This window comes from Luedemannella flava (genome assembly GCF_039528515.1).
Taxonomy (GTDB): Bacteria; Actinomycetota; Actinomycetes; order Mycobacteriales; family Micromonosporaceae; genus Luedemannella; species Luedemannella flava.
Map to the genome: position 1 here is coordinate 1 of NZ_BAAALT010000019.1, position 8623 is coordinate 8623.

The following is an 8623-nucleotide window of genomic DNA, read 5'->3' on the forward strand; positions in this document are numbered from 1 at the left end:
CTCGTGTCGCGGGCGTTCACGCCCGCGCGGGTCGCGGCGTTGCGGCCGACCGTGCGCGCGCTCGCGGACGCGCTCGCGGCGGCGTTCGTCGCGGCCGGCGGCGGGGACCTCTTCGCGGACTACGCCGAGCCGCTGCCCGTGGCCGTCATCGGGGCGCTCCTGGGGGTACCAGATGAAGATCTTGGTTTGTTGCGGCCGTGGTCGGCGGACATCTGCGCCATGTTCGAGCTCGATCCGGCACCGGACGCCGCGGCGCGGGCGGTGCGGGCGAGCGAGGAGTTCTCCGCCTACCTGCGGGAGCTGGCCCGGATCCGGCGTGCCGCGCCCCGCGACGACCTGATCAGCGCGTTGGGCGCGGTGGTCGACGCGGGGGAGCGGCTCACGGAGGACGAGCTGGTCGGCACATGCATCCTGCTGCTCAACGCCGGCCACGAGGCGACCGTCAACGTGACCGCGAACGGGTGGCTCGCCCTGTTGCGCCATCCCGACCAGCTCGCCCGGCTGCGGGCCGAGCCGGCGCTGGTGCCGGGCGCGGTGGAGGAGCTGATGCGGTTCGACACGCCGCTGCAGCTGTTCTCGCGGTGGGCCTACGAGGACGTGGTCGTCGGGGAGGCGGTCGTGCCGCCCGGGTCGCGGGTGGGGCTGCTGTTCGGGTCCGCCAACCGGGATCCGGCCGTGTTCGCCGATCCGGACCGGCTGGACGTGGGGCGGGTGGCGAACCCGCACCTCTCGTTCGGGGCGGGGGTGCACTACTGTCTCGGCGCGCCGCTCGCGCGGCTGGAACTGGTGGAGTCCTTCGCGGCGCTGCTGCGGCACGCGCCCGCGCTGGAGCTCGCCGGCGACCCGCGTCGGCGGCCGGGCTTCGTCATCCGGGGCCTGATGTCGCTCCCGCTGCGGGTCGTCGCGCGGTGACCGTCCCCGGGACGGGCGTGAGCGCGGGCCCGCCCGACAGGACCGCGATGATGTTGCGGGCCGCGTGGTCGGTCATCCGGGCCCGGGTCGCCTCGGTGGCCGAGCCCACGTGCGGCAGCACGACGAGGTTGGGCACGCCGAACAGCGGGTCGGCGGGGTCGCGGCGCGGCTCGTCCGTCATCACGTCGAGCCCCGCCGAGTGCAGCCGCCCGGCCCGCAGCGCGTCGGCCAGCGCGGCCTCGTCGACGATCCCGCCCCGGGCTGTGTTGATCAAGGTGGCGGTCGGCTTCATCAGCGCCAGCTCGCGGGCGCCGATGAGCCCACGGGTCTCGTCCGTGAGCGGCACGTGCAGGGTCACCACGTCCGCGGTCTGGAGCAGGTCGTCCAGGTCTACGCGGCGGGACAGGCCCGCGCCGCTGGAGCGGCCGCCGTGGTGGATCACCCGCATGCCGAAGCCCTGGGCCCGGCGGGCGACGGCCTGTCCGATCTGCCCGAAGCCGACGATGCCGAGGGTGGCGCCCGTGACGTCGAGCCCGAGGAACCCGTCCATCCGGTTGTCGGTCCACCCGCCGGCGCGCATGGCGTCGACCGCGGCGCCGAGGCGCCGCCGGGCCATCAGCATCAGGGCGAACGCCAGGTCCGCGGTGGTTTCGTGGAGTACGCCCGGAACGTTCGTGACCACGACGCCCGCCGCCCGGACGGCGGCCAGGTCGACCGCGTCGTAGCCGGCGCTGGCCAGGCCCACGACGCGCAGCCGCGGGGCGCCTGCCAGCAGCTCGGCGTCGATCCGGTCGCCGATCCAGCACATCAGCCCGTCGCAGTCGGCGGCGAGTTCGCGCAGCTCAGCCGGGCCCGGCGGGCGTTCGTGGGGCCACTCGAGCACCTCGGCGTGCGGCGCGAGCGTGGCCGCCGGGTTCCCCGGCAGGCCACGGCGGCTGAGGGCGACCCGGGGCAGGCTGGTGGTGGGCACGTGGACACTCTGTCAGGTCCGCGGCAGTGGCGCAGATCACGGGCGTGTGGCGACCAGGTGGAGACACTGTGAAGGAGAGCGCGCGTGACTGGCCCGCAAGCGCGATCCGGATAGACTGGCCGGTCATGAGCACGCACGAGGAGAACATCGTGTCGTCGGGCCGTCCCCGCTCGGGGCTGCTCGACTCGATCAACGCACCTTCTGACCTGCGCGGGCTCAGCCGGGACGAGTTGACCATGCTCGCGGCCGAGATCCGCGACTTCCTGGTCGAGAAGGTCGCCCGCACGGGCGGGCACATCGGCCCCAACCTGGGCGTGGTCGAGCTGACCCTCGCCCTGCACCGCGTCTTCGACTCCCCGCGCGACCGGCTCCTGTTCGACACGGGCCACCAGGCGTACGTGCACAAGATCGTTACCGGTCGGGTGGCCGGGTTCGACCGGCTCCGCCAGCGCGGTGGCCTCACGGGCTACCCCAACCAGGCCGAGAGCGAGCACGACGTCATCGAGAACTGCCACGCCTCGACCGCGCTGTCGTACGCGGACGGCATGGCCAAGGCCTTCGCCCTGCGCGGCGAGCGCCGCCACGTGGTGGCGGTCGTCGGCGACGGCGCCCTGACCGGCGGCATGTGCTGGGAGGCGCTCAACAACATCGCCGCCACGGACAACCCCCTGGTCATCGTCGTCAACGACAACGGCCGCTCGTACGCGCCGACGATCGGCGGCCTGGCCAGCCACCTGACCAAGCTGCGGCTCAACCCGAGCTACGAGAAGACCCTCGACGTCATCAAGGAGTCGCTCGGGCGCACGCCGCTGGTCGGTCCTCCGCTCTTCGAGGTGTTGCACGCGGTCAAGAAGGGCATCAAGGACGCCGTCGCCCCGCAGGCGATGTTCGAGGATCTCGGCCTCAAGTACGTCGGGCCGGTCGACGGCCACGACCTCGGCGCCGTCGAGGACGCCCTGGAGCAGGCCAAGCGCTTCGGCGGCCCGGTGATCGTGCACGCGGTGACCCGCAAGGGCTACGGTTACCAGCCGGCCGAGGACGACCAGGCCGACCACATGCACAGCCCGTCGAGCGCGTTCGACCCGGCCACCGGCAAGACGATGGCCAAGCCGGCCGTGAAGTGGACCGCCGTGTTCGGCGAGGAGCTGGTGGAGCTGGCCCACGAGCGGCCCGACATCGTCGGCATCACCGCCGCCATGGGCGACTCGACCGGCATCTCCACGCTCGCCGCCGCCTACCCCGAGCGGGCGTTCGACGTCGGCATCGCCGAGCAGCACGCCACCACCTCGGCGGCGGGCCTCGCGCTGGGCGGCATGCACCCCGTCGTGGCGATCTACGCGACGTTCCTCAACCGGGCGTTCGACCAGGTGCTGCTCGACGTCGCGATGCACCGTCTGCCCGTGACGTTCGTGCTCGACCGGGCCGGCATCACCGGGCCCGACGGCCCGTCGCACTACGGCATCTGGGACCTGTCGGTCTTCGGCGTCGTGCCGGGCCTGCGCATCGCCGCGCCGCGCGACGAGGCCACCCTGCGCCAGGAGCTGCGCGAGGCCGTCGCGATCGACGACGGGCCCACGATCGTCCGGTTCCCGACCGGTTCGGTGCCCGCCCCGTTGCCGGCCGTGCGCCGGGTCGGCGTGGTCGACGTGCTCACCGAGGACGAGCGGGGCGACATCCTCGTCGTGGCGGTCGGCTCGTTCGCCCAGCTGGGCGTGGACGTGGCCGAGCGGCTGCGCGCGCAGGGTTACGGCGTGACGGTGGTGGACCCGCGCTGGGTGCGCCCCGTGCCGACGGAGATCGTCGGCCTGGCCGCCGAGCACCGCCTCGTCGTGGTCCTCGAGGACGGCGTCCGCACGGGCGGCGTCGGCGGCGCGGTCTCCCAGCTGCTCAGCGACGAGGCCGTCGAGGTTCCGGTCCGCGAGATCGGCGTGGAGCCCGGCTGGCACCCGCACGGCACCCGCGCCGAGCTGCTCGCCGACCTGGGCCTGACCGCCCCCGAGCTGGCCCGCCGGATCACCGGCTGGGCCGCGACCCTGCCGGAGAAGACACCCGCGTCGACCTGACGATTGGCGCGCCGCTCGACGGGTACACAATGGAGATCGTCGACCCACTTGTCAGGGAGCGCGCAGCATGACCGAGCGAAGCGAGTGCATCATCATTGTCGGCCAGAGTCATGGTGACGCCTCGCGAAGCGGGGTGGCGGCATGACCACCCCGACTCAGGCGGATTCCGTCACCGTCGCCACCTACACCGAGTACGCGGCCGCCCAGCGCGCCGTGGACTACCTGTCCGACAACGGGTTCCCTGTCGACCAGGTCTCGATCGTGGGCACCGACGTCAAGCTCGTCGAGAACGTCCTGGGCCGGCTCACCACGGGCCGGGCGGCCCTGGCCGGCGCGTTGTCGGGCGGCTGGTTCGGCCTGTTCGTCGGCCTGCTGCTGAGCATCTTCACCACGGGGTCGTCCTGGTGGGCGGTGCTGCTCGCGGCCGTGCTCATCGGCGTCGTGTGGGGCGCGATCTTCGGCGGGGTCGGCCACGCGGCGACCCGCGGCCAGCGCGACTTCTCGTCCGTGAAGTCCCTGGTCGCGAGCGAGTACGGCATCAGCGTGGCCGCTGACCAGGCCGACGAGGCGCGCGCCCTGCTCACCCGGATGAACTGGAACGACTCCCAGGCGTCGTAACAGTCGCGAAAGATTGGTGAAACCGGACCGCCTCCCGGAGACTCGTCAGCACGGGAGGTCCAGTGCAGCCGTCGCGGGTCATCGAGTTAGACATCTCCACGCCGTGGGAGCCCTTGCCCCCGCAGACCCAGGGGCGGGTCCCGCGCGTGGGTGCGTTCCTGCTGGTGGTGCTGGCGGTCGTCGCCACGCTGACGGGTCCGGCGACCTCGGGCTCGGAGTCGCTCACCCTGGCCTGGCGGAGCACCGCGTTCCACACCTTCTTCGGCGTCACCGACGACACCGTGTACGCCGTCACCGACGACGCCGGGCAGTTGCGCCTCGTTGCCCGCAGCCTCGACCGGGGCCTGATCCGGTGGAGCCTGCGCATCGAGGGACCGCTCGCGGACGCGTACTACGCCAGCGCGGTGAACGTCGTGACCCGGTTCCCGCCCAGCCCGGGCACGCCCGCGGCGACCCGGGTGGCGACCCAGGAGGCGGGTCGGCGTCTCGTGGCCTATCCGGTGGCGGCGGTGCCGCTGGCCTACATCGCCGGCACGGTGGCCATCATGATCGACCGTGAGCCGTCGACCACCTCGGCGGAGATCGACGCCAGGGAGGACGGCTGGGTGCAGGCGCACCGGGTCACCGCGGTCGACCTCGCCTCCGGCGAGACCCGCTGGGTGGGCCGCATCGAGCCCGGCTCGACGTGGGCGCTGCCGGGCGTCCAGCCGTGGGACGACGGGGTGGTCGTGGGCGGCCCCGACGCGCGGCAGATGGTCGTCGTCGCCCCTGACGGCTCCGCGCAGTCGTGGGACCTTACGAACGGCAAGGTGGTGGCGCGCGCCAATATCGGGCCGTACCAGGACTTCTCGTACGCTCTCGCGTTCCCGTCCGTACTCGCGGTGAGCACATGGTCACTCAACGGCCCGATCGTCACCGGCTGGGACATGCGCCGGCTGGCGGTGAAGTGGCAGGTGCCCGTGCCCAACGTGGTCGCGTGGCCGGCCCCGTGCGGGCGGCTGCTCTGCATGACGGCCGAGGACCACACCTGGGCGATCGACGCCCGTACGGGGGAGATCGTGTGGGACGCGCCCGGTGTCGCGCTGCACCCGACGGACGTGGTCACGCGCCGCCTGTCGGCGCTGGCCGGCACCGCCCCGGTGACTCTGGACGCCGCGACCGGCCAGGCGTACGACATCGAGGGCGGCTGGCGGGTGGTGGACAGCGACCAGCGCGGCAGCGAACTCGTGTCGGTCCTGGTCAGCAACGACGGCGAGGCCCGGCTCGGCATGCTCGGCCTCGGCACGGGCACGGTGCGCGACCTGGGTCAGGTCGGCTCCGTGCTGGCCGGCATCCGGTGTCGGGCCAACGACACCCACATCGTCTGCGCCGACGGCGGACAGTTGCGCAGCTGGCGCTTGCGGGGCTGACAAGCGCTCTCACCCGTTGACGAACCCTTGGCAGCGCCGGCTAGCGTGGGCGCGACAAGGGGAGGGCGACGTGCGGGTACTGGTGGTGGAGGACGAGCGGAGCCTGGCTGACGCGATCGTGCGCGGCCTGCGTCGGGAGGGCCTCGCGGTCGATGTGGCCTACGACGGTTCCGAGGGTCACGAGATGGCGATGGTGACGCGCTACGACGTCGTCGTCCTCGACCGGGACCTGCCCGGGATGCACGGCGACCAGATCTGCGCCGACCTGGTGGCGTCCGGGGCGCTGACCCGGGTCCTCATGCTGACCGCGAGCGGCACCGTGGCCGACCGGGTCGAGGGCCTGCAGCTGGGCGCCGACGACTACCTGCCCAAGCCGTTCGCCTTCGACGAACTGGTCGCGCGGGTGCGCGCGCTCGGCCGGCGGGCGACGCCGCAGGCCCCGCCGATCCTGATCCACGGCGACCTGCTGCTCGACCAGGCGCAGCGCACGGTCACCCGCGCCGGCCTGCCGCTGGACCTGACCCGCAAGGAGTTCGGCGTCCTGGAGGAGCTGCTCAAGGCCCGCGGCGGGGTGGTATCCAGCGAGGAGCTGCTGGAGCGGGTCTGGGACGCCAACACCGACCCGTTCACGACGACCGTGCGTGTCACGGTGATGACGTTGCGTAAGAAGCTGGGCGACCCGCCCGTCATCGAGACGGTCGTGGGCGCGGGCTACCGTGCCCCCTCGCCGCGAACGGCCGCCGGATGACCGTCTACGACCCGCGCGCCGCGCGCCGCCGCGTGCGGCCCACACTGCGGCTGCGCCTCACCCTGCTCAACGGCATCCTGCTGGTCGGCGCCGCGGCGCTGCTGCTCGTCCTGTCCTGGCTGCTGGTCGGCGACGCGCTGGGCCCGACGGCCGAGCTGAGCCCCGGGTCGCGGGTCGTGCTCGCCGACGGCCGGGCGCTCGACGCGCACGACTGGCAGGTGATGGTCGCCGACGCGATCACCCACGGCCTGCTGGTGAAAGGGCTCGTCGCGGTCGTCGCGGTGAGCCTCGTCGGCATCGCCGGGGCGTACGTGGTGGCCGGGCGGGCCCTGCGACCCCTGCAGCAGGTCACCACGACCGCGCAGCGGCTCTCCGGCGAGACGCTCGACCAGCGCATCCGCTACGCCGGCGCCGACGACGAGGTGGCCGAGCTGGCCGACACGTTCGACGCGATGCTCGACCGCATCCGCACGGCGTTCGACAGCCAGAAGCGGTTCGTCGCCAACGCCTCCCACGAGCTGCGCACCCCGCTCGCCGTCATGCGCACCGAGGTCGACGTCACCCTCGCCGACCCGGAGGCCGACGTCGCGGAGTACCGACGCATGGCCACCGTGGTGCGCGACGCGTCCGAGCGGGCCAACGCCCTCGTCGACGCGCTGCTGGTGCTCGCGCGCACCGAGGCGCAGGCGGGCCGGCGGCTGGCGCGCAAGATGCCCACCGACCTCTCCGACGGGGTGGCGACGGCGCTGTCGGCGGTGTCGCGCGACATCGACCGGCTCAGCCTGCAGCGCGACACGTCGCTGGAGACGGCGCCCGTGGTGGGCGACCCGGGGCTGCTCGACCGGCTCGCCGGCAACCTGATCGAGAACGCGGTGCGTTACAACTACCTGCACGGGCGCCTGTGGGCGCGCACCGGCGCCGACGCGACCCACTCCTGGCTCGTGGTCGGCAACACGGGCCCCGAGGTGGAGCAGACCGACGTGCCGGGGCTGTTCGAGCCGTTCCGCCGCGGCGGCCGGGAGCGCACCGGCGGTCGCGGCTCCGGGCTGGGGTTGTCGATCGTACGGGCGGTGGCCGAGGCCCACGGCGGCACGGTGACCGCGGTGGCGCTGCCCGACGGCGGCATGGAGGTCACGGTCCGGCTGCCCACGGCCTCGACCACGCCGGTGCTGACGGGCTCGGCCCCGGTCAAGCCGGCGCTGCGCTAGCGCGCCGAAGGGGGGGGCGGGNCCGTCGTTGGAGCGGGTGGTTCAGGGTTGCGTCACGGGCTGGTGCAGCTCACGGTCGGGGCCGTGGAGCTGCTGCCGTTGGCGACGAAGCCGAACGTCGTCGACCCGTTGCCCGCGACGGTGCCGTTGTAGGGCGCGTTCTTCACGGTGATGCTGCCGCTGTTGGCGGACTGCACGCCGCTCCAGAGGCTGGAGATCGACACGCCGCTGGGCAGGCCCATCGGCACGGTCCAGCCGTTGATCGTGCTGGAACCGTTGTTCTTGACGGTCACCTCGCCCTGGAAGCCGCCCGGCCACGAGCCGATCAGCTTGTACGTCGCCGAGCAGGTGCCGGACTGGCCGCCACCCGTCGTGACGACCGCGCTGGTCGGCGGCCGGGTGGTGACGACCGCGCTGGTCGGCGGGCGGGTGGTGACGACCGCGCTGGTCGGCGGGCGGGTGGTGGTCGGGCCGCTGGTCACCACGGCGCCGCCGTTGAGGGCGTTGAGGACCGCGGTGTAGGCGGCCTTCTTGTTGCCGTTGCCGTCGAACAGCAGCGGGTTCTGGTTGGACCGCCACGAGTCGGAGTCCCGCACGCCCCAGACCGTGATGCCGTTGCAGCGGGCCACGGCCAGGCAGTCCTTAACGATGCCCTCGTACCAGTCGGTGCGGGCGTTCTCCACGTCCAGCTCGGT

The 8623-nt window shown here is 73.2% G+C and carries 8 protein-coding genes; 6 read left to right on the plus strand and 2 right to left on the minus strand.

The genetic code is table 11. The features are described from left to right. A partial coding sequence (locus ABD211_RS04660; RefSeq protein WP_344126558.1) for a cytochrome P450 occupies positions 1-912 on the plus strand: 912 nt, incomplete at its 5' end. On the opposite strand, the gene ABD211_RS04665 is transcribed toward ABD211_RS04660, so the two are convergent. Continuing rightward, entirely contained in the window at positions 866-1882 is a 1017-nt protein-coding gene (locus tag ABD211_RS04665; protein ID WP_344126560.1) for a 2-hydroxyacid dehydrogenase, read from the minus strand. The genes ABD211_RS04660 and ABD211_RS04665 overlap by 47 nt on opposite strands. Before the next feature lie 125 nt (positions 1883-2007). Here ABD211_RS04665 and dxs point away from each other — a divergent pair, with 125 nt between their 5' ends. The 5 genes from dxs (at position 2008) to ABD211_RS04690 (ending at position 7928) form a co-directional block, all read left to right on the plus strand. Further along, complete coding sequence (dxs, locus tag ABD211_RS04670; protein ID WP_344126562.1) at positions 2008-3945, plus strand: 1-deoxy-D-xylulose-5-phosphate synthase; 1938 nt, start codon at positions 2008-2010, stop codon at positions 3943-3945. Positions 3946-4086: 141 nt separating this feature from the next. Continuing rightward, positions 4087-4563 carry a YflT domain-containing protein gene (locus ABD211_RS04675; RefSeq protein WP_344126564.1) on the plus strand — a complete coding sequence of 159 codons (477 nt, stop codon included), beginning with the start codon at positions 4087-4089 and terminating at the stop codon, positions 4561-4563. A gap of 146 nt (positions 4564-4709) precedes the next feature. Next, entirely contained in the window at positions 4710-5972 is a 1263-nt protein-coding gene (locus ABD211_RS04680; protein ID WP_344126565.1) for a PQQ-binding-like beta-propeller repeat protein, read from the plus strand. A gap of 70 nt (positions 5973-6042) precedes the next feature. Further along, positions 6043-6720: a response regulator transcription factor gene (locus tag ABD211_RS04685; protein ID WP_344126567.1), complete on the plus strand. Its 678-nt coding sequence runs from the start codon at positions 6043-6045 to the stop codon at positions 6718-6720. After that, entirely contained in the window at positions 6717-7928 is a 1212-nt protein-coding gene (locus tag ABD211_RS04690; RefSeq protein ID WP_344126569.1) for a sensor histidine kinase, read from the plus strand. Before ABD211_RS04685 ends, ABD211_RS04690 begins: the two co-directional genes overlap by 4 nt. A gap of 53 nt (positions 7929-7981) precedes the next feature. Here the strand turns inward: ABD211_RS04690 and ABD211_RS04695 are convergent. Then, on the minus strand, positions 7982-8623 hold a 642-nt coding region (locus ABD211_RS04695; RefSeq protein WP_344126571.1), incomplete at its 5' end, for a cellulose binding domain-containing protein.